3 protein-coding genes and 1 pseudogene are annotated in these 23,322 nt (G+C 72.2%); all 4 read right to left on the reverse strand.

From position 1 onward, the window contains the following. Positions 1–147: 147 nt before the first annotated feature. The 4 genes and pseudogenes from IF55_RS23390 to IF55_RS23400 all read right to left on the reverse strand — a co-directional run bounded on the left by IF55_RS23390 (position 148) and on the right by IF55_RS23400 (position 23,298). On the reverse strand, positions 148–10,464 hold the full coding sequence (locus IF55_RS23390; protein ID WP_157854390.1) for a hypothetical protein: 10,317 nt from the start codon (positions 10,462–10,464) through the stop codon (positions 148–150). A gap of 354 nt (positions 10,465–10,818) precedes the next feature. Then, positions 10,819–11,553: pseudogene (locus IF55_RS41515) on the reverse strand (scabin-related ADP-ribosyltransferase); the annotation flags it as partial. Positions 11,554–11,644: 91 nt separating this feature from the next. Next, on the reverse strand, positions 11,645–14,773 hold the full coding sequence (locus IF55_RS23395; RefSeq protein WP_157857236.1) for a hypothetical protein: 3,129 nt from the start codon (positions 14,771–14,773) through the stop codon (positions 11,645–11,647). Continuing rightward, positions 14,770–23,298, reverse strand: a complete 8,529-nt coding sequence (locus IF55_RS23400; RefSeq protein WP_483855348.1) for a WXG100-like domain-containing protein — start codon at positions 23,296–23,298, stop codon at positions 14,770–14,772. The genes IF55_RS23395 and IF55_RS23400 overlap by 4 nt, the downstream gene beginning before the upstream one ends. Positions 23,299–23,322: the final 24 nt, after the last annotated feature.

The raw sequence follows: 23,322 nt of genomic DNA on the forward strand, positions 1-23,322 counted from the left end.
TGGGCCCTGGCCGGTCCGAAGATCGACGAACGGCAGGTGCCGAATCCTCGCGATGACCTGCGCCATCTGGCACAACCGAGCCATCGGCGCCCCCGTCACCAGGTCATTGATCGCCTACGACCGCTGAGCCACATCGGAACTGCTCGTCTAGTGCTCGGGGGTGCCGTACAGCCCCCGCGGCGACGGCGCCCACTCGGCGGTGTCACGCGGCGCACCACGCGGTTCGGCGGCGACGGCGGCCTCGGCCCGGGGTCGTGCGCCCCCTTCCCGAGAGAAGGCCGTCGAGGCGTTGGGAGCGTGGCTTTCGAGGAGCACGCGGTCGGCGAGGGTCCGGGGCAATGGCGCAGGGCCGTCGGGGCGCTCGGCAGCCGCGGCACACGGGATGACCGCGAGCGCGCCCCGCTTCGGGGCCGTCTTCGCGCGCGCCATCTCCTGAAGGAGGTGGCGGCCCGTTCCGGGCCCGCCCTCGGCCGGGGAGCCAGGGCGCCCACCGGCGCGGAAGAAGCGCCCGTCGCCGTGGCCGGTGTACTCCGTCGTCGTGTCCGGGTTCCACCGCGTACGGAATCGCAGGCCGGCGGGGGTGGCCCGACCGTCGACCGGCCAGTGGTCCGTGGCGTGCCGGAACGATTCGTTCGTGCGCTGCCGGTCCTTGGACCACCCGTCGTGGGCGTCGCCGGTGGCGTACCCGATCACGTCGTCACTGCCGGGGTCCACGATGGCCCGGAAGGTGACCTCCCGCTCCCACACCGCGTCGGGCAACGGCCTGACGTCCTCCGCCTCGACCAGTCGCGGATGCGTCCCCGAGGCCGGAGACGCCGGAGACGCCGAAGACACAGCCGCGAACGCGGGGTCGGCGTAGAGGTCCGAATGGAGCGGCGCGCGGGCGTCGGACGACCGCGGGCCGACCGTGCTGTCCGTGTTCACATATCGCTCGTCGGGGTATTCGTCCTCGCCCCGCTCGACCCGCTCCTGCGACCCCGGCGCCGATGCCTCCCCCACCGGCCCGGCGGGGCTGTAGGTGCGCCGGTAGTCCTCCGTGGAGTAGAACGCCGCGTGGTGAGGCCGGCCCCGGTCGTCGTCCACCACGTACGCCCCGGTCCGGCCGTCCGCCGGGCCCGCGATGTCGTCGGTCGCCGCCCGCCGGGAGGCGTACGCGTCCAGGAAGCCGTCGTCCTGCCGCTCCTGCCCCGCCGCCAGGCGGTCGGCCCGGCGCTGCGAGACCAGCCCCGCGTCGCCGCCGGGCGTCCCCGGCGTGGCGTCCTGTGTAGGCGAGGCAGGGTTCTCCGCCTTCGTCCGGGACGGCGTCGCCACGGGGGCTTGGTCCCTGGGCGGCCCTGCGTTCTCCCGCTCGGGGACGCCATTCGGCGAGTGCCGCGGATCGGTCTCTTCCGGCAGTCCCCGGGGCGAACGCGGGATGAGGGCCTTGAAGGCGCCGTCGTCCAGCAGGAGATGCACGGTAGGGCGGCCGGGCCCGGCGTCGGGGGCGGCGTCCGGGCGCCACGGCCGGTAGACCAGGTCGCCCTGGCCCGGGATGACCACGCGCACGTTCACAGCGTGGCGGTTGGCGAAGAGCTGCGGGACGTAGTCGGACGCGGCGTTGTCATAGCCGGCCTCGGCGAGCCCGCCGATCTCGGCATCGCCGCCGCGGAGCAGTTGCCGGGAGAGCAGCGCGGCCTTCTCGTCCGGTAGGAGCGGCACCCGGTAGCCGCCGCGGTCGGGCGCGTGCCGCGCGTCGCCGCTCGCGCGGGGGGCGAGCCTGAGATCACCGTGCAGGACGCCGTCCTGCGCGAACTCACGCTGGTGGCGGTCGTCCAGCCGGCCCGTCAGCCCGGCGGCGTCCAGGTCCTCGGGGGTGAATGTGTCGCCGAGCTCCGGCCCGTACCAGGTCGCTGCCAGCTCCGGTTCCCGGAGGGCCTGATCGGACATCGCCTCACGCACGTGCGCGGCGATCTGTGGCGCAGTCTGTGGCTCAGTGCCGTCCGCGTACGGTCGTCCGTGCCAGTCGCCGGAGGCGTGCAGGGCGTCGAGCCCCGCGGCGAGGGAGAGCGGTAGGCCCTCCCCCTTCGTCAGCTCGGGGTGCTCCGTGTCGTGGGGGTCGTGGACGTCATAGCCGTTCCCGTCGGCGTCCTCGTAGTGGGTGGGCGCCTTGGTCTTCTCATCGTGGTGGAGGGCGCCCTGGGGCGGGTTCTCCAGTTGGTGCGCGGCACGTCGCTGGGGCTCGGTCAGCTCCGCGGTCGACCGGGTCGGAGGCAGGGCGGAGGGCTCCGGTAGCTGCTCGGCGACCCGCATCGCGGCATCGCGCACCCGGGCGGGGCGCAGGTCGTGGGCGAGGCGGTGCCCACGGTCCAGCAGCAGGCCCGCTTCGGTGGAGCCGTCGTCCGCCGGCAGGTTGTTCCGGGCCCGCTCGTGCGCCTGACGGCGGTCGGCGACCTCACCCGCGAGGACGCTCAGGTCGCCGCCGTCGAGCAGGTGCCGCACGGTGTCCCGGGCCATTCCGGCCGCGTCGCCGTCCTGGGGCGCGGGGTTGTCGGCCATCTCCAGCAGCGCGTCGACGCGCCGGTTGAACTCCCGGAGCGTCGCGCCGGCCGATGTGACGGTGTCCTCCAGCGCCTGCTGGAGGTAGGCGATCTGACCGCCTCGCAGGGCGGCCAGATCCTCGTCGCCGGCCCGCCGGGCGGCGTCCCACTCCTGCCGCCTGACGGACAGCTTCTCCCGCAGGGCATCGGCCTTGAACAACTCCCGCAGCAACTGGTGCTGCGGCGGTACGCGTCCGCCGGCCCAGGCACCGCCGAACGACGCGGCGTTGACGGCCAGCTTCCGCAGGTCCGCGTCCAGATAGCGGGGAAGGGCGGGCTGGGCCTCGTCCGGTGTGGGCGTCAGCAGGCCGTCTCCGATGTCGGCGACCGGGTGCCGGACCGTCTCCGGAGAGGTCTCCACCCCATACGGCTCGTGCTGCTCGTTCGGCTCGTACGGCTCGGGCTTGGGGGTGTCGCCGCGCTCGGCCGGGGTCCGCTGGTGCCAGGCGAGCAAGGACAGGGCGTTCTGCTTGGCCCGGGCGTACTGCTCGGACAGCCGCCGGTCCGCGTCCCGCTGCACGGCGTGGTCCACGAGGTCCTCGGCCAGCCGCCCGACGGCCTGCTGGTAGCGCTCGGGCAGCCGGGCGGCCGCCGTCGCCTCGTCGCCGATACCGTCCGCCTCGGCCAGCAGCGTGTACAGGTGCTCGTAGCCGCGCTCCAGCCGGATCTCGGTGTCCAGCCGCGCCTGCCGGTTGGCCTCGACCTTGCCGTTCAGCTCCCCGGCCCGGTCGAAGGCGGTGTCCACCTCGGCCGGGAAGGTGTCGTCGTCGATCAGCCCGTACTCGCGTGCCACGTCCTTCTGCACCAGGCCGTACAGCTTCTCACCGGTGACGAAGGTGGACGCGAAGACCTGCCCCGTCGGGAACGCCTTGCCGTCCGTCTCGTCGACGGGCTTCGAACGGCCCCGGAGGAACCGGCGCAGGGCGCTGATGGCCGCTGCCGACCGGCTCTGGACGACCGAGCCCTCCACCCGCCCCTCAAGAGACATCTCGAAGATCAGCATGCGGCCCTGCGGCACGCGGCGCACCTGGTGCGCCTGGTGCACCGCGTACTGGCCGGCGTCGGACTCCGCGGCGTGGAACGCCGGGAGGGCGTCCCCGGCCACCGTGGACAGGCCGCCGGTGTAGAAGGCGGGATAGGGGGCGGCCGCGAGGTTCATGGTCATGCCCGAGCGGCCCGCGCCGACCGACGTCTGGTCGGTGACGCGCTTCTCGTCGTAGAACAGGGCGTTGTCCGTCACGCCGATCACCCGCGCCGACGCGCTCTCGGCCGGTCGCAGGAACACGGTGACCCGGCCGGTGGAGCGGCCGACGGCGGAACCGTCGTGGATGTCGCCCGGTGTATAGCCCTTCTTTCCCAGGGCCTCCTTGCCCGACAGGATCATGGCCCGCTGCCCGATGGACTGGCGGAGCTGCTGGCGCCCGGCCTGGCCCGGCCGGGTGAGCCCGGTGTGCGCGCGCCCCCGCCGGTGGCCGCGCAGCTTCGCGAACATCGCCCGCGCCGAACGGGCTGTGGAGACGGCGCCGGTACCGGCGGTGTCCGGAGCGGCGCCGGCAGCGGAGGCCCCGGAGGCGGGGGCGTCCGGCGTGGGTACGGCCCCGGGCTCCACCCACGCGGCGGCGTGGTCGAGCACCGCGACCGCCCGCTGGAACAGCCGCTGGGTGTCGGGAGCGTTGAGGAGCATCACATCGTCGTGCGTGAGCATCTCGCCGAGCCGCTCGTGCTTCCCGGCTCCCCACCGCCGGCCGGGAACGACGGGCACGACGGTGATCGGGTCGTCGGCGGCCCGCTCCTCCGGTGCGCTCCGCTCCGCTCCGGCGCCGCCGGCGGGCTCCGTCGCGCCGTTCTCCGACCGGCGTTGCGCGGACGCCGGGTCCGGGAGCTCCGGGACGAGCGCCCACTCCCCCACCATCCGGCGCAGGCTGCCCGCGGGCTTCCGCACCGTGACGGTCGTCCCGTCATCCCGGATGTAGCTGAGCTTGAGGTCGTAGTCGCCGTCGAACTCGTCGTGGCGGCCTCCGGAGATGAACATCGGGTAGCTGGAGGAGTCCTTCAGCCGCGCGCTCGTCGCCGAGGAGGGCATCGAGACCCCCGCCGCGGTGCCGAGGGCGAGCATCTCCCCCTGCGTCGAGCCGTCGAGGGCGTTCGGCTCGGTGCCCGGGAGCCCGAGCGCGGTGGCGCCCGCGGTGGTCACCCGGGTGAGGCCGGCGGAGCTGTCGTCCTGTTCGGACTTCGAGAGCTGGATGTACAGATCCGTACCGAAGACCGGCGTGCCGCGGTCCCTGAGCGGACCGCGGCGCACGAGGCTGACCAGGACCTCGCCGGTCAACGGGCCGAACCCGTGCGAGCCGACGGTCTGGTTGTCGAAGTGGCGGAAGGACCAGACTCCCGGCATGGTCAGCTCGTCGACGGCGCCCCGGACGGAGTCGGGGTCGAAGAGGCTCTCCAACGCCTCGCGCAGCCCGCCGAGATCCCCGACGGCGGAGTCCGGGAGGGCGCGTCCCATGCCCTGGGCGCGCAGTGCCCGCTGGAACTCCAGCAGCGCCGGGCGCGGGTCGATCGTCCCCTGCACGCCGTACCCGACCGGGACGTCCAGCAGCGGGCGCATACGGATGCTCGGGCGCGTCTTCTCCAGGCCGTTGGTGACCAGGCCGCGCTCCTCGGCCTCCTGCCAACTGGCCAGCTCCTGCCGGTCCCCCATCTCCACCGCGACGGCCTCATGGTGCAAGGGGGCGCCGACCGCACGGGACTTGCGGGTCACCTCCACGAGGTAGGTGGTGTTCTCGTGCACGATCAGCACCTGGCGGCCCGTGCGCTGCTCGCCCGCCACGCGCCCGAAGGACAGGCCCGCCCCCTGGCTCTCGCTCCTGGTCTTGTTGTACAGCGTCACGGAGCCGCCGGGCACCAGGAGGCCGGGCTCCGCGCCGGGGGCCGCGGTGTTCCAGTTCTTGGCGCCGGACAGGCGCAGCGACAGGTCCAGGGTGTCCTGCTTGCCGGTGCCGCCGCCGGGCTGCGTGTAGTGCATGAAGGAGTGTTCGCTGGACAGTCCCCTGTCCACGACGCTCCGCGCGCCGTGGCTGCCGGGCAGCGCGCGTACCTTGATCGCGAACGTGTGCCGGAGCCCCCGCCCGTAGGCGTAGACCCCCCGCGAAAGGTTCCAGCCGGCTCCCAGCATGGCGTCGACCTTGGTGTCCAGGGCGCCGTCCGCCACGAGGTACTCGATGGTCCGGTGCTCGGCGCTCCCGTAGTTCGGCTCGCCCTCCCGATCGGTGAAGTGCCACTTCAGCACGGAGGGGGCCGTCTTCCGCAGGACGCCCGAGATGACCGCCGCGAGCGGCTTGGCGTGGCCGCTGCGCAGGTGCGTGTGGTTGCCGTGGTCCGCGTGCTGGATCGGCCGGTTGTGCAGGTCCCGCAGCAGCTCCCGCGTCTCGCCCGGGGGCAGTTGGAGGGGCTTGCGGGCCGCGGGGGCGGCGTGGTCCTGCCGGGAATCCCGGCCCCGCTCCTTCCACAGCTCGCGCAGGTTCCCCGATATGTCGGGGAAGTAGGTCCGCGCCCGGGCCTTCATGACCAGCGCGCCGTCGGCCTCCGGGCCCAGCGGTACGGGGGCCGGCGCCTCAAGCGGGCCGCCCAGGTCGGCGCGCAGGGGGCCGCGGCGGAACGCCGAGCCCGTGGCCAGCCGCAGGAGCGAGCGGGGAGCGCGCACCACCTGCGCGTCGACGAGGAGCACCACGTCCTGGTCCCACGCCTGCACCCGCGGCGCGGCCCACAGCACGTACTCGCTGCCGCCCGCGCTGCCGGCCTTCGCCATGCGGGACGCGGTCCGGCTGCGGCCGAGGGTGAGGCCCCACAGGGCGCGGTCACCCGTGCCGGGGACCTTCGGCCCCGCGTCCACGGAACCGCTCACGCTCTTGCCCTGCGAGGTCTGCGAACTCTGGCTGAATCCGGAGAGGTTGTTCAGCCCCGCCCCGAGTTCCTGCCCCGACCGCAGGCCCTGCCAGCGGGCCGGGCCCCAGTACGCGCCGCGGACCCTCAGGGCGACGCCGTACCGCCGCGTCCGGCCGGTCCTGGTGAGGACGACGTGGTGGACCTGGCCGGCCCGCAAATCCGGTATGCGCGGGTCGAGCGCCACCGGGGCGAACCCCGCCGGCAACCGGTAGTCGTTGCGCATCGAGCTGCCGGACCCGGACCACATGGCGTTCCAGAGCGGCCGGCTCTTCTCACGCACCGGCAGGGGGCGCCCGCTCAGCCGGGGCCAGGCGGACCGCCGGGCGTTGCGCACCGCGACCCGCGCCCCGCGTGTATAGGGCGCGACCGCGTGGTGGGCGCGGTTGGCGAGCCGCCGCGTCTTCGACGGAGCGGCCTGTACGAACGTACGCGTCAGCGGGTTGCGCCGCAGCGCGCCCTTCGCCTCGGGCCCCAGTCCGTCGCCGAGTGGGCGCCCATCGGGGAGGGGCGTGGAGTTGCCCGGCGCGACATCGCCCGCCCGTGGCCGCTCATCGGGCCGGCCGCCATCGCCGCGCGAACCCGGCCCGGGTGAACCCGGCCCGCGCGAGGCGGAGCGCCGGAGCCGGTCCAGCGGGAATCCCTTGCCTCCCGCCCCGGAGCGGCTTCCGCCGCGGGCGGGGCGGGAGGACGGCGCCGGGCCCGGCGCCTCGGGCCGCCGCGCCCGCGCCGCCTCGCGCGCCCTCGGTGACGGCAGGAGCCCGGAGCCGGAGAGACGCGGGCTCCTGCGGGCTCCGAAGAGCCGGGCGCGGCTCCCCTGCTCGGGCAGCCGCAACGGACCGCTGAGCCGCTCGAATCCGCGGAACCGGCTGCTCTCCAGGGCCGCGAAGGGGTTGTCGCCTCCCAGCGAGGGGAGCTGCGGGTCGGGGACCCCCCTGTCGCGCTGGTGCGTACGGCCGGTGTCCCAGCCGCCCCACTCCCGCGCGTCACCGTTGGTGATGCGCATCATGGTGTTGGCGTCGAACGTGACGTGCTGCTCGGCCTCGTCGATGCCGCGCCGCCTCAGGTGGGGCGGGGGGCCGAAGCCGGTGATGTCGTCCGGCGAGTGGAAGGCGACCCGCAGCTTCACCGGGACGCGGTAGGAGCCGTGCGGCCTCGGCAGCTCACGCGGCCCGCTCCCCGAGGCGCTGTCCATCCGCGAGGTGACGATGGTCGAGGAACTGGACCGGGTCGTGTTGTCGTTCCGGGCGGTGTTGAGGCCCGCTTCCGCCGTGACGCTCGCGCGGAGCGCCGTGAGGTTGGCCACCCAGCCGCCGGACAGGGCGATGGACGCGTTCTTGTTGACGGCCCGTTCCAGGGCCGCCGCGTCGCTCAACTCCCCGTCGATGCGGATGACCTCCTCGTAGAAGGGGCGGTCGAGAGCCGCGGTCGCCTCGTGGTCGTAGTGGACGCGGTAGCTGAAGTACCCCACCGCGCCGCCGCCCACGTCGATCGCGGGCGTCCTGATCTCGTCGAGCGTCGCGCTCGTCGCGCTCCTGCGCAGGGCGCTGGACTGGAACGCCTCAAGAATCTGCCGCGCGCCCTCCTTGTCCAGCGTGAGCCCGGCGTACTTGTGGGCCACGCCCAGCGCCCAGTCGATCAGGCCCGCGGGCGGCGCGAAGGCGTCGACCGTCACCTGCTCGGGCCGTACCCGCTCCGGGACGCGGATCTCGCGCGGCAGCCCCAGCGGACCCGGCGGCACCTTCCGCGTCATGCTCGTGGGAACCCGCCAGTGGAAGCCGTTGCGGACCCCGAGCCGCAGCACGTGCGGCGAATCGCCGGCGGGGAGCAGCCCGCCGTGGTCCTCGCCCTGCACGTACGACTTGACGTCGAAGACGGCGTCGTTGACGTACAGATGGCTGTCGGCGGGGCCCTTCACCCGCTCGATCCGCAGCCCGCCGCGGGTACGGGAGATCCCGAAGCTCACCTGGTTGTAGCTGCCGGAGAGCCGCAGCGTGACGGTGCCGGTCTGGCCCATGCCGGGCCACATACTGATGGGCAGGGTGAACCTGCGGTTGGAGGTCAGCTGATGGGAATCGGACTCCTTCAGGCCGAACCGCTGACGCCGCTCGACCTTGATGTCGTAGGCGTCCTGGTAGCGGGAGTAGTCACCGGCGTTGCGGGCCCGGATGACCGCCATGCGCCAGACGCCGTCCGCGCCCCGGTAGTTCAACGCCACACCGCTGCCGACGGCGCCCGGCTCGGTGCTGTCCTCCAGCGCGTGCGGCTCCGGGATGGCGGAGACGAAGTCCTCGGGGAACTCCTGGAGCTTCCTCAGCAGGGCGGCGCGGAAGTCCGCCTCGTCCCTGGGATGGACGTCCAGCGAGTCGACGACGGCGTCGGCCACCCGCCCGGTCTGCTGGAACGCCAGTTCCGTGCCGCCGGTCGTGACGGCGTGCCTGGCCAGGCTGCTCCCGTCGGGGAAGGTCTGGAGGTCGCCCTCGGTGAAGGAGGGGTCCTCCTCGCCCCCCGGGGTGATGCGGTAGACGTTCGTGACGCTGTCCGACGCGAGAAGCGCGATCGGCATCGTGACCTGGCCGCCGTCGACGTTCTCCGGGGGCGCGCCGTCGTCCTCCCGGGGTGCGGTCAGCACCTCGCGGTGGAGATCGCGCAGATAGTCCAGCGCCTGATTGCTCCGGCGGCCCTCGTCCAAGGCGGGGTGCTCCGACGGGAGCGGCCCGGGCGCGGCCGCCTCCAGCGCGGCCTGCCGCGCCAGCCACCCGATGTGCGAGGCCCACTTCCGCTGCTCGTCGGCGGTCAGTGCCCGCGGCTCGGTCCGCTGCGGCTCGGTCCGCTGCGGAGCCTGGTCGCCGGACTGCCGCGGAGCCTGCTGCCCGGACTGCTCGGATGGCTTCTGCCCGGACTGCTCCGGCGCCTGGCCGCCGGTGGCGGGGAGCACGGGGTATCCCTGCTCCCGCGTCCCCGGGAGCACGGGATCAGGTCGGTTGAGCTCGCGCCGCTTCCGGGTACGGGCATCCTCCAGAGCCTGCACGCGTGCCGAGAGCGCGCCGATGCCGACGGGCTCCCGCGCATCCCGCGCGCCGTCGATGAGCCCCCGGAGCCGGCCCTCGTCGAGAGTGATCTCCTGGGCCGCGCCCTCTCGCAGAGCGCGGTCCATGGCGGTGAAGAGGTCGCGTACGAGCGGGTCGTCCTGGTCCAGTTCCCGGCCGGAATCCTCGTCACGGCCGGTCTCCTCATCCCGGCCGGTCTCCTCGGAACGGTCCGTGTGGGGCGGAACGGCTAAGCGCACCGTCTGCTTCACCGAGGTTCCGGTCGAGGCCGTGGACGCGTCACCGCGGCCGGCCGGCTCCTCGGTCGACCGCGTCTGTGCGATCTGTTGCGCGGGCGTCGGTTCCGGGCCGTTGTCGCGCGGCTGGCGGGTGATGGGGTCGGTGCCGGAGCCGGAGAAGACGGTGTCGATGGCGTCCGTGAGGCCGCCGGGGTTGTCCGCGGGCTCCGCCCGAAGGCCGGGCCACGGCAGGCGCACCGCCGGCGCAGCCGGGTCCGGTGTGACCAGGTCCGCCTTCACCGGCACCAGGAACAGTCCCCCCGCCTCGGCGGGCTCGTCGCCCACCGCCGGCATGGGGGGCACGGCGCGCAGTACGTACGACGGCGCTTCGGCGTCCCGCGCCGGCACGTCGTCCGTGATCGGAGCCTCGGTGAAGTCGATCTCACCGGTGTCCGCGCGCAACCGCGCCCCGGTGTCGTGCACGAAGTCCAGGCCCTGCCTGTTCCACCCCTGCGCGCGCAGCACGCGCCCGTCGGGGTGGGTGATATCGCCGTCAGCGCCTATCGCATAGCGCACCGGCGCCGACCGCTGACCCGAACCCGGCTCCGCCGGCTGCTCCACCACGAACGGCCCTGCCGGCATTCCCTGCCGCGCCTCGGGCACCAGTCCGACAGGCATCTCGGCCACCGCCCCCCGCGGCCCGCCGGACGCCCCGCCAGGCAACCGCACCGGCTGACCGACCACGATGGTCTGCGCGATCGCCTCACCCCGAACCCGCATCGGCTGCCGAAGAGTCCAGCCGTCCAGCCCAGCATGGAACCACGCCACCTCATCCGGCGAGGGCTGGTACCGGGCCCCCGGTATCAACCGGCCCAATTCCCGCCGAACCTCCGGCACCAAAAACCCAAGATCCTCCCGGCTCAGCTCACCCGCCGGCACACCGCCCGAACCAGAACCGGAATCCAGCCGGAGACCCGGGCCCCGACGCATCCGCATAACCTCGGCCGCAGCAGACGCACGCGGATTCCACTGAACCCCCAGCACATTTCCATCACCATCGAAAATAGTCACCCTGGAAATGAACTCCGACCGAATACCCTTCCAGAAAGCAACCTCCTGCTGCGACGGATACGCATGCCGAGGAAGACTCGCCATGAAATCGTATCCACCCGGCGCATCGACATGATACCGATACGCAACGCCATTCTGCGCCACCCAATCAGGAATAGCCCCCTCCTCCGCGAACGCACCATCACGCGACGTACTCACCAACGCCGTTTCAATACGATCGACCTGATAGAATCGAAGGCTCACCGGACGCTTGTCATTGTGCGGACGGAAACCTTCGTCAAAAATCACTTCCGGCGGGCGCGTATCCCACCGGAACAACGGCTCCACATCCGTACGATAAGCAACCCGAAAATCCCCTCCTGCGAGCTCCCCGATCCGCGCGACCGGCAAATCCTCCGGCTGCGGTCCGTAAACGCTGTCACCAAAACCAACTGTAGGCTGCGGAACAAATGAAGTCTCCCGGGCGTACCGCTGATACTCCTCCCGGAAATACTCCTCGCCCAGCACATTGTCGTCATCCGACGAGTACCACTCACTCGACACCGACGGAGGACGAGAAAACTCGGGACGCCCCGGCCCGCCCGCACCCCACGGTCCACCGGACGCCCCACCCCGCAGCAGCCCCGGAAACCACGGCCGAGCCACATCGGCGCGAGCCGCTATCCCGTCCTGGACCATGCCGAGCGCGACATGCATGCCCAGCTCCCGGCTGTCGGCGTTCTTGAACCCGAAGGGCCGGTCGGCGAGCAGGTCCCGCAAATCCTCCACCGCGGGCGGATCCAGATGCTCATGGTGCAGGCGCTTCAACTCCTCCTTCACCGCATGCCACAACTTCGGACCAAGCCGTGACGGGGTTCTCCACGGACTCCGCCCGGCTGCCGGGGCCGGGCTCCGTGATCCCCTCGCCGACCGGCGCGTCCCACACCACACGCCACGGAATCCGCACCGGAGCCACCCCGGAGGCCGACCCCTGCGGCACCATCTCCAGACCAGCCTGCTGAACCCCGCCATTGATCTGCTCATAGCGCGGCGGAACCACACGCAACGTATACGACGGCCCAGCCAGATCCACCGACAACGGCTCATCACCCGCCGCGGGCACGGAGAAATCGAACACGCCGCTGCCCACACGCAGCGCACCACCCAGATCGTGAACGAAATCCAGCCCCTGCCTCAACCACCCCTGCCCATACAGCACCTGCCCGTCAGGCCGCGTCACAGCGCCGTCCGCGGCAATCTCATACCTCTGCACCACCGGCCGGGAAGCCGACGGTTCCCCCGACCCCGAAACCGACGTCTGCGTGACGACGAGACGCCCGGCCCCCCGGCCCTCGCGCCCACCGCTCACATGAACCTCAGTACGCCGGCCGGCCTCCCGCACGACCGCACCCCCACTCAGCCCCTGCCCCGACGACGGCTCGACGCGCACATTCCAGTCACCGGCCCCCCGGGTGACGGTGACCAACTTGAACGGACCCGAATGCCGGAGCAACAACGGCACCTCACCCAGCAGGATCTGTTCCTTGCCCGGCTGGTCCGCAGACGGCGATATCGCAGAACGCGCATCGACAGTTTCCACCTCAAGCGGAATATAACCGGGCTCACCATCAAGGGCCGCATTGACGGCCTCGATGTTCCTGACAAGACCCGCCGCCTGACTCCCCACGGCCATCTCATTATCCGTGAGAATCAACGCCCGGCTAAGAGGACCCAGAACATGCTCAATGGAACCCGCCAGCCCACCAGGACCCTCCATCATGGCCCACGGCCCCGGATGCGGAACCAGCATTTCGGTAAACGGCACATGCCGACCAAACTCACTGACCGGCCCCCGGACCAGCGCAAGCGTCTCACCCTCAGCCGCCCGCACATGCCCCCCGAGGAAAGACACCATCGCCGGGTCATACGCGCTGAGGTTCTCCCTCAGCCTCAGCGCATCCGCCAAAAACTTCGCTTCCTCCCAACCCGCAGAACCATCCACAGCGGCGACAACCGTATTACGGCTCTCCTCCAAGAACTCCCCGATAGCCGCGAAACCGGCCGCCCCCAGGCGCTCCCGGTGATCCGGATGCAGATCCCGATACCAGCCCATCCGCTGGACATCGCCCCACTCCACCTCCCGGTAATCGCCATTCGCCGCCGTCTCAAACAAATCAGCAAGTTTTCCGTCTTCATCCCCCCTGGGCAACGGCGGAAGGCCAGCGCCCCCCTGAGAACCGGAAGCCCCGCCCCGCAGTGGTCCGCTGCCCAGCCGCAGGCCCTCCGGCCGCTGCGACGGGGGCATTGTGGCCGCGAATCCGTCACGAGACCCCGCACCCGCCCACGGGGTGCTCCGCCGGTCCTCGGCCGGTAGCCGCAGCCATTCACGCGCCTTCTCGTTCAGGGCCAGATCCTCGCGGGACGGATGCGCCAAACGCTCCGCCCAAGGCTCCAGCTCCCGGACCTTCCCCGACAGCCCCAGGTCGTAGCCCTGCGACTCTTTCGCCGTGACGTGCCGCTTACCGACGGAGCGCAGTTCCAGCACGGCCTTTCCCTCGTCCAGATCCGGAAGCATGGTCAGACCAAGCTGTTCTTCCAGAATGACGAAGTCATCCGCAACTCCGAATCCGGTGAGGAGCAGATCCTCCACGGTGCCCTCGAAATCCGGCAGATTGTAATCCAGCGGTTGGACGGCCTCCTCCGGTTCAGGCTTCCGCAGCCCCATGCGCTTGTAATAGATGTCCGCCGCGTCCGGAATCCTGGCCTGGATGCTCCGGTCGAAGTCCTCCAGCCGCTCCTCGGCGGAGTCCTTCAAGTCATTTTGCGTACGCTCCGGAAGCGCGTCGAAGAGTTCATAGAGCTCATGCCGCGGAAGCACCGCGGCATGAGCCTTCCAAAGCGCGTTTCCGAGACGGCCGCTGACCATCATGGCCGCCGTCACATACACGACGGCGTCATGGAACCGGCGGGCCTGCACAGCGGCATCGGGAAGGCCGTCCAGCATCCCGATGGCGTCCGCGACCTCCTCATGACCGAAGTCCTCGCCGCGAGCTTCCCGGACAAGCTGCCTGGCGGCACCGAGATCGGCGAACTTCAGCGCGTCGCCCAGATGATCCTTCGTGTAGTAGCCATGGCTCTGATCCCGCCAGGTGTTCTCGTACACATACCGCAGGAAGGAATGCCCCACACTCGGACGCACGCCCTCGTTGAAGTGGTCGTGCGAGCCCGGCCAGTCCCCGATCGGCCGCGGCCCGATCTTCCAGCCTTGGCCCTCCTCCGTGATCGTCCAGCCTTCCGGAAGGAATTTCTGGAGGGGAATACTCGGAGCACTTCCCGCCGCACCGGATATTCCCTCGAACGCCTCCTCCAACTGGAGTTCGTGGCGGTACAATTCCTGCCGGTCGGCGTAATTCTCACCCGGCAGCGTGCTGGCCACACCGAAGATCGGTTCAGCGATGGCGACCTGCTGCACGAAGCCATCGATCTCCTCCGGGTCCGCATCATCCGGAATCGGCTGGCCCGCTTTCTGCCGGGCCTCGATCGCACTCGCGACCGTCCGGTGATATTCACCGTCCGGCCCTGTGTACACGTCCTTCATCTCGATGGTCAGCTTGGACGTGTCCCCGTCGGGCCCCACCGCCACGACATCCTTCATGAATTCGCCGATTTCAGAGACGCCGTCCTTGGCCATCGGGAAGGTGAATTCCTTCTCCCGCCCGGAACCCCCGCCCCGCAGCAGCCCCGAGAACCACGGCCGAGCCGCGCCGGCGCGAGCCGCGATCCCGTCCTGGACCATGCCGAGCGCGACATACGCACCCAGCTCCCGGCTGTCGGCGTTCTTGAACCCGATAGGCCGGTCGGCGAGCAGGTCCCGCAAATCCTCCACCGCGGGCGGATCCAGATGCTCATGGTGCAGGCGCTTCAACTCCTCCTTCACCGCATGCCACAACCGGCGGCCCGGCCCGCCGAGAAGGCGTCGGTGCCGGCCGCCTCCCGCTGCCCCCACGTGTCGGAAAGGGTGCGGGGCGCCCACAGCTTGCGAGCGTTGATCCAGTCGTCGCGGAAGTTGTCGGCGATGTCCTTCAGACGGTCCGCCGCCATGGCACGGTCGCCCCGCAGCGTCGTGAACGCCCGTCCCGCCGCGTGCAGCGCGGCCCCCTCCTCGGCCTCGAAGGCGAGGTGACCGGGGAGGAGGCCGGCCATGTCGCGCAGTGCGGCGCTCCACGGCCCGGTCTTGGCCGACAGTTCCCCCGGCGGAAAGAGCCCCTGGCCGATGACGGAGCCGAAGGCGGCCTGTACGCGCTCCTCGTGCCCCTCGCGAGCCCGCGCGATCTCGTCCGCGGTGAGCACGCGGGACGGGTGGGCCTCCTGCCAGCCGGCCAGCGTGTCACTGAAGACGCGCTCGCCCTGTTCCCTGGCCGCCTGCCAGGTGGACTCGCGGAGGATGCGCGCGCTCAGCTCCTCCTGCCCGGTCAGCTTCCGCAGGGCCTCGTGGAAGGCCCTCATCCGGCCGCCGCGGCCATCGGAACCGAACTCGGCGCCGTCGAAGTGGTCGTCGTACAGGCCGAGGACGTCACGGGTCAGGCCCGCCCGCACGCTGTCGCGGACGCCAGGGGTCAGGGGGGCACCGGTGAGATCGCCGAGGCGCGGAGAGGACATCGCGTTCCCGCCGTGCTGCTCCTGCCAGGATTCCAGTGCCTCGCCGGACCGCTCCATGGCGTCGTGCACGAGGTGTTCACGGATCGCCTGATGGGCGGCGCGCTCCGGCAGTCCGCCGAGCACCCTGTCGGCCTGCTCGTGCCAGGCGGTCAGACGCCCGGTCCGCGTCCGGGTGCTGTCGCCGACGGAGATGTCGTCGAACGTGCCGCGGAACGCCTCGTCCAGCGTGTTCCGCGCCTCGGCCCGCAGCGCGTCCCAGCTCTCCGGGGCGAGGTGCAGGCCGCTCGCGTAGAACCGCGAACGTCCCACCGCACCGGGACCGGCCGCCACCGCCTCGCGCGCCTCGGCCTCGAACGCGGCGAACTGGGCGTGACCGTCGGCGTCGAGGTGCTCCTGGGGCTGCTCCGCGATGTCCCTCAGACGTTGCTCGACGCGCTCCCGCGCCTGTTCGTAGACGACGCGCGCGGCCAGCGCCTGCTTCGCCCACCCGAGCTCCTGGCGCCACTTCCGTGTGCCGAGGTCCAGGGTGTCCCGCAGGTTGTCGCGGAGACCGGGGCCGGTGGGCAGGGTCTCCTCCACGGCGCTGGAGAGACGTTCTTCGAGCAGGGGCCACACATGGGCCGCCGCCGCCTCGAAGGCCGGGTCCCGCTCCTCGCCGTGCTGCCCGGACGCGGTCAGCGCGTCGTCGGCGCCCAGCGCCTTCTGCCGCGCACCCTCGCGGAGGAACGCGTCGGCCAGGTACTGCCCCATATCGGGGGCACTGATCTTGTCGAGAGCCTCCTGCGCGTCGCCCAGGATGGCGTCGAAGGTCCGGCGCGCGCGGTCCAGGACCGTCTGCCGCACCCCCTCACGGGTGAACGTGTCGGCCAGTCTCCCCGGCACATCCCGGGTGTCGTCGGCCCCGGTGAAGACCTCCCTGGCACGGCCGTCGAGAGTGCTTCGGCGCACCTGGTCCCGGAGGCCCTCGGGGACCAGGTGCCCTTCGGGCCCCGCCGCCCAGGCGACGTAGGCGGCGTCGAAGGCGAGCCGCTGCTCGTCGGAGAGCGCGAACGGGCCTTCCCGCGGCGCCGTCTGCTCCACCACCCCGTCCTCGGCGGCGATCCGCTCGGCGGACTGCTGCTCAGCGCCGAAGTCCTCGGCCGCCTGCTCCACTTCGGCGTCGTACTTGCCGTAGATCCGGATCTGCTCGTCCTGCCACGCGGCGTTCCGCCAGTCGTCCGCGCCGATGTGCGAGGGGGCCGGTACGAGCTCGGGCCGCCGGCCGGTGGTGTCCTGGCTCCGCCATGCCTCCGCCTGCTCCGCGGCCTTCTCCGCCAGCCGGTCCGTTACGTAGGCGTCACGCAGCTCGTCGGTCCGGTCCGCCATCCACTGGTGCGTGTCGGGCCGCTCCGGGGCCGTCCCGGCCGCCGCCGACTCGCCCACGAGAGTGGCGAATTCCTGGTAGGCGAGGTCGCGGTCGCGACCGGCCTTCTGCAAGGCGGCGAGCCGCTGTTCGAAGTCCGCGGACAGTCCGTCCCAGGCGCGCGGCCCCATCCCGCGCAAGTCCTCGGTGAACTCCTCAAGGAGGGCCTGGCGCTCCTTCCTGTACCAGCCGAAGACCTGCGGGTGCCAGTCGCCCGGAGAGGCGGAGTCCGCGATCTGCTTCAGCTGCTGGTCGAAGTGGCCGCCGGTGCGAGCCTGCGCCATGAGGTCCAGTGCGTTGCGCCGGAGGTCCTGGGCGAGGCGGTCCCGCTCCTCCTCGACCCGCCGCGCGGCATCGTTCGCGGCCTGGGTCTGCTCCTGCCGTTCCTGTCCCTGAGCGTCCTCGTGGGCCGTCTGCTCGATGCCGGGCTGCCGTACGTCGGCGGCGTCCCGCCCCGCCGCGTTCCAGCCCTCGATGAAGTCCTGCTCCATCCGGCCCACTTGGTGCCGGTACCAGTCGATGGCCTGGTAGTCCCCCCGCGCGGTGCCCAGGGCGAGGTCCGAGGCGCCGTCTTTGCCGTGCAGCCAGGTGGCCGAATCGAACGCCGTCTTCGCCGCGTGGTCGGCGCTCCAGTCCTGGTACGCCTGCTCGAAGCGCGTGCGGAAGTCCGCGACGACGTCGCGCAGCGGGCCGTTCTCCACGTCCAGCCGGCCGCCGTTCCCGGCTTCCTGCCGCGTCCCGGCCTCGGCGACCCGTGGCACCGCGGCGGCCATGAACGCGTCCTCAATTTCCTGGGCCTGAGGGGTCTCCGAGAACCACCGTCCGCGGAAGGAAGGCCCCGACCGCGTCACCGGCTCGACGTAATCCTCGAAAACCTTCTGGGCCGCCTCATGGGCCAACCGTTCCCGCTGCGCTGCCTTGAGCTGGTCGTCGATCTGCGGCGTCAGCTCGTCGAAGCCGGTGCCCCGCCCCTGTTCCATCGAGGCGTCGGCGAACCACTCGCGGACCTTGTCCACCGGGCCGGCCGGGCCGGCGAGGTCGGGGCGGGTTGCCAGGAATGCGTCGAACGCGCGGTACGCCTCGTCCCGCCGGGCGGCGGACGCACGCATGTCGTCCAGCGCGGTCGCGGTCCCGGTCCGAACGGGCGAGGAGCCCTGTTCCTGTCCTCGTTCCTGTTCCTGTCCTCGTTCCCGCTCCCCCCCGAAGTCCGCAGCGGGCTCGTCGGCGTGCGTCCGGGCGGCGACGGGTACGGCCTCCGGCTCGCCCGTCCCGGACCCCGCCGTCTCGTGTTCCCGCGTCACGTCGGACGTGTGTCCGGCGGGCGCGGGCGACTCCGTCCGGTCCGCGGGCTCCTCCGGAGCGTCCTCCAGCGTCGGCGGCCGGTGACCCCGCCGGTCGCCCGGCGCGGAAGCGCCCTCTGCGACGGGCGCCTCGCCGGCGGCGCCCGACAGCGCCTCCGCCTTCTGCCGCGCCTCGTTGGCGAGCGCCTCGTAGGCGGCCCGGCTGCTGGTGGCGGCCGGCCCCTGAGGAAGCTCCTGGGGACGCTCCCGAGGCAGTTCGGGTGTCCGCTCAGCCATCATGAGCTGCTCGCCGGGAACGGTGTCACCGGGCTCGTCCCTCGTCGCGGGGCCTTCCGGTTCGCGGCTGCTCCCGGCGGGCACGCCGTCGCCCGCGCGGGCCCCTGATCCGGTCGGGTCGTCCGCCGGGCGCGAGCCCCCGACGGGTTCCGCGAGCCCCGCGCCCCCCGGCGCCTCCGAAGGGGCATCGTCGTCGGAACGACCGCCGGGCGAACCCGAGAGGTTCTTGTTCTCAAGGAAGTCGTCGAGACTCGGCAAACCCAGCCCGTCACCGTCCTCGGAGGAGGCGCGAGCCGCACCCGACAGGCCCTCGTCCTTGAGGAGGTCATGAAGACTCGGCAACTGTGAGACAGCAGCTTCGCCGGAGGAATCGGGGCTGCCGTCCCCACGGTCCTCGTCCCGTCCCAGGCCCTTGTCGACGATGCGGTCCAGCCGGCCGTCGTCCGGTCGCTCGACGGGTCGGCTCAACTCCTCGTCGAGCGCCTGCCGGTGCTCCCGTTGGGTGAGAGCGGCATCAAGCTGTTCCCGCAGCCCGTCGATGCGGCTCTGCAGCTCGGCGACCGTCCCGGACTCGGGGTCCGGCCGCCGCTCCGGCGGCTCACCGATGCCGCGCCCGGCGCCGACGCCCTCCGTGTCCGCGCCCGGGTCTCGCGGCATGGCGTTCACCAGCGCATCGTTCCGCTGGGCCTGCAACTCCTCTATTTTTCCCCGCAGTTGATCGATATTCTTCAGTCGGCCCCTCTCCAGGCGGCCCAGGTGCTTTTGCAGCGCGTCATACCTGCGCTCCGCCGCCGCACTGTCCGACGCGTCCCGCAGCTCCTGGCGCAGCTGTGCCGTGCGCCGGTCGTCCTGCCCCTCGCCGAGGGCATGCAGACGCCCGGTCAGTTCCTCCTCACTCGGCGGCGCTTCGCGCTCCGCGCCGAGCTTCAGGCGCTCCAGCCGCTCCTGGAGGCCCTGATCGACCCGGTACTCGCGCAGCTCCTCCAACGCGCGGGCCGCGTCCTGCGCGTCGTCCCCGTCCACTCGGGCCTGAAGCCCCCGCGCGTGATCGTCCTGGTCACCCTTCAGCATGTCGAAACGTGCTCGCAGGTCGTCATCGGAAACCGGCGTACGACCGCTTCCGGTACCGGCCTCCTCCGCCTCGTCGGCGAAGATGCTGTCCAGGCGGTCCTGCCACTCCCGATCTGCGCGGTGCTGCTCAAGCTGCTCCATCGCTCGCGCCGCCTGCTCCTGGGTAGCGGCGTTCTCGATCCGGCGCAGCAGTGCCGTCTCCACCTCATCGGTGCGGTCCTGGCGGAGCTGGTCGAGCCGGTCCCGCATCTCGGCGGTGTCCAGGAGCTCGTTCAGCTCGGATCCGATGTCCCGTGCCCGACGGGGGTCCGAGGTCTGCGCCAGCTCACGCCGCAGGTCCTCAAGTACGGCGTCGTACGGCTGCGCCGCGTCCCTGCCGATCAGCACCTCGGCCGGCAGCTGCTGCTCGACGAAGTTGGTGTAGTCACGCAGGGCCGCGTCCGTCCGGTCCAGGTCGTCGCCGCGCTGCGCCTCCTGGACGGCGTTGACCTTGGCCTGCCACTCCGCACGGTCCGCACCGAGCTTTTCGAAGCGGTCGAAGCCGTGCTCGATATGGCTGTCGAAGGCCCTCAGGCGCTGGTCGAGCACGTACGCGCCGGTCGCCTGCCGGAACGCGGACAGGTGATCAACCGCCGAGGTCCACTGCCTGCGGGCGATCGCCTCGTCGATGTCGTCGGTGAACCCGCGACGTATGCCGCGGCCCATCCCGGACTCCCGGGCCACCTGGTCCAAGGCATCCGACCGCTGCGCCAGCCCCTCCCCCATCTCCGCCATACCCGTCAATGGGGTGTTGGGCGCGTCGGGCGCGTCCCGCATCGGATTGCTCTCGCCGGGATCATGAGTCGGCGCGTCGGGGGCCCTGAACTCCTCGTGCGATGTATCCCCGGCGACCGAGGTCGCCGCCGATCCCGCTCGCCGCCCGGCGGAATCCGCGTCGCCGAACACGCTCGACTCCGAGGAACTCGGCGCCATGCTCTCGGCGCTCTCGGAGCCCGCCAACGTCTCGTCATCCTGCGACCAGCGGGCCTCAGGGCCGGCCGCCGGACGGGTCTGCCGCGTCCGCTCGGTCCCGCCGGTCGCCGGACGCTGACCGGTGGAGTCCCCCGTGCCCGCCTCGGACGCACCGGACGCACCGGACCTCGTGGAGCCCTGTGCCGGGCCCTCGGAACTCACCGACGGCCGGTCCGACGACAGGCTGAGCGCCCCGGGCCCTGTCACCGGACGCGACGTGCCGGCGCCTCCGGACGGGCCGCCGGGCGCCTCCCGCACCAGGCCCTGCCCGGGGAGCTGCGCGCCGCCGGGACCAGTCGCGGCCCCCCGCGCGCCGTTCGAGGGCGGTCCGCCCGCCGACGCGCTCGGGGCGTCAGCGGACCGGGGACCGCTCGGCCCGGAGGCCGACAGGCCGCCGCCCCGCTCCACCGGCGACGCGACCGGCTGCCACGGGCCGTTCGACTCATCGAAGCCGGGGTAGCGCTCGACCTGGTGTCCACCAGCCGCGTCGGTGACGTCCTCTACGCGCTCCACCTGCTCTGCCTGACGCTCCCGGGCGGTCGGCCCGGTTCCCCTCGGCGCCGTCTCGGCGGGACGCGAGGAGGCCCCGGTGCTCACGGGCGCGCCCGTGAGCCCGCCGGAGACGCCGCCTCCCTCCTGCCCCGTGCCCTGCCCCTCGGAGCGCGAAGACCGGTCCGCCACGCCCTGACCCGGCGCGTCGTGGACCTGGCGCACACCCTCGTCAGGCCCGCCGTGCGCCGTCTGCGAGCCGCCCTGGCCCGTCTCCTCGACCGGCCGCGCGCCCTGCGGCCCGCCCTCGGCCGGTACGTCCTGGTGTGAGGACCGCACCGGTTCCACGGCACTCGGGCCCGGCCCACCACGGTCCACACTCCCGGAGGCGACGCCCTTCCCCGCCCCGTGGTGGCCCTGCTCGCTCACCTCGTGCGAGGGCCGCGGCGCCCCGGGGCCCCGGCCGTCGCCCGTGACGACGTGCTGCTCCGGCGCGGACGGGTGGTGCGAGGGCCTGTCGAACCCGGCCAGGCCCTCCTGTCCGAACTGCCGGGCCGGCCCCTCGAAGTTCGGCAGGCCGTGCTCGCCTTGCGGCGCCTCGCTCCGCGGCGCCTCGGCGTGCTCGGCGCCGTCCAGCCACGAGTCCAACCGTCCGCTCCGAGGGCCGGGGACCCCGGCCAGGTTGTCCGGGGTCAACGGCGTCCCCGCGGAGACACGGCCGCTCTCCGACGGCGCGTCGATGCCGGACCTGCCGGGCGCTTCCCGGACGTTCGGCGTCCCGTCGTCGCCGTCGGGCCTCGACACCTCCGAGAGGCCGTCGACACCGCTCCTGCCCGAAAGGGACGAGACGCCCGACCCGCTCGCGTGGTCCTCGCGCCCCCCGGCCCCTCGCCGACCACCCGGACCGCCCCGGCCCCCCTGGCCGCCCGAGGAAGAGCCGCTCGACGTCGAGGAAGACCCGTCCCTGGTCGCCGGGTAGCCGACCGATGTGGCCGGACCGGAAGACGACTCCGAGCTCGTACCGCGCGACGAGGGGGGCGCCTCAGTGGAGAAGCCGTCCCCGGCGCCCCGCAGCAGCGGCGTCCGGCTGTCACCGGAGAACCCGGAGAACACCGCCGGGCTGTACCCGGAACCACGTGACGAGGTGGGCGCGTCCACGGAGAGGCCGTCGGTCGCGCCGCCGTTCCGGCCCGGCAGGAGGGTCCGGCTGTCGCCGGAGAGCCCCGACGAGCTGTACGGACGACCGTCCTCCCCGGGCGGCCCCGATCGGCCCTCACGCACCGACCCGCCGTCGCTGCCCAGCTCCCAGTAGCCGTTGCGGACCTTCGGACCGCGGTTGACCAATCCGATGTCCTTGAATCCGCCCTTGCCCGACCCGGCCCCCAGATCGGGCAGGTCGAGCGCCGGGGGGTTCCTGAAGTTGCCGAAGTACGAACGGAAACCGCCGTACTTGGCGTTGAAGTTGGCCTTAGCCGTCGGGATGTGGCCGATCGCACCGCCCACCGCACCCGCCAGGAAACCCAGCAGGGGTGAACCGTCCATGTCGAACGCCGCGTTGGTGGCCGCCATGGACGCCGCGCCGCCGGCGCCGCCCACGAGCATCTTGCCCAGCAGCGTGCTGATGGTCTTCTGCCCGATCCTGCTGAGGCCCGCCCCGGCGAAGAGGCCGCCCGTGATCGCACCGCTGATCGCCCCGGCCCCCGCGGCGACGCCCACTTCCTTCCAGTCCAGCGAGTGGCGCCGGTGCAGAGCGAACTGGATGCCCTGGATTCCCAGCGACAGTCCCGCACCGACCGCCGCGTTGACCCCGGTCGCCATCAACAGGCGGCGCATGATCATGCCGATCGCCAGCCGGCCCTGGGCGTAGATCTCCGGCAGGGCCTCCGGGGCCCACCAGGCGAAGAAGGCGATCTCGGCCGCCATCCACCCCAGCATCGCCAAGATCATCATCTTGGAGTACTGCACGTTCAGCGCGAACTCGTCCAGGTTGTCGCCCAGTTCGTCCGCCGAGTCCGCGACCTGCTCGTAATTGGCGGCCATCTTCTCAAGGAACGCCGCGAACTGCTGCGCCGTACCACCGGTGACACCGGCCTTGAAGTCCGCCAGCGCCTCCCTGGCCGACGCCGCGGCACTGCGCATGTCCGCGGCGTAGTCCTTGTGCCGCTGGGAGAGCTCCCAGCACTTGTCCTCGTCGGCCTCGGGCCACTCGCCGCCCGCGAGGTCGGCGACCCACTTCAGCCCGCTCGGCATCATGATGCTCACGCCGACGCGCCTCCC

It is taken from the genome of Streptomyces varsoviensis (genome assembly GCF_000718635.1).
In the GTDB taxonomy this organism is placed as follows: domain Bacteria; phylum Actinomycetota; class Actinomycetes; order Streptomycetales; family Streptomycetaceae; genus Streptomyces; species Streptomyces varsoviensis.